The organism is Psychrobacter proteolyticus, assembly GCF_038155145.1.
Taxonomy (GTDB): Bacteria; Pseudomonadota; Gammaproteobacteria; order Pseudomonadales; family Moraxellaceae; genus Psychrobacter; species Psychrobacter proteolyticus_B.
This window is the reverse complement of the sequence record NZ_JBAKAY010000267.1, coordinates 1-207: the sequence shown is the minus strand read 5'-3', so window position 1 is coordinate 207 and position 207 is coordinate 1. Positions and strand designations below refer to the sequence as shown.

The 207-nt window shown below is 44.0% G+C and carries 1 protein-coding gene; it reads right to left on the bottom strand.

Annotation, left to right across the window (positions count from 1 at the left end; genetic code table 11):
* On the bottom strand, nucleotides 1–207 hold a 207-nt coding region (locus V6252_RS13790; RefSeq protein WP_341610799.1), incomplete at both ends, for a class I tRNA ligase family protein.

Sequence of the window (207 nt, the reverse complement as noted above, 5' to 3'; positions counted from 1 at the left end):
CAGTGCTTCTAGCTCAATACCGTGGATTAGATCGATCGGATCTAAGACGTTGCCTTTTGATTTTGACATTTTTTGAGCATTGCCATCACGTACCAGACCATGCACATAGACGGTCTTATACGGTACTTGCGGCGTGCCGTCTTCGTTTTTCACAAAGTGCATGGTCATCATGAGCATGAGGGCAACCCAAAAGAAAATAATGTCAAA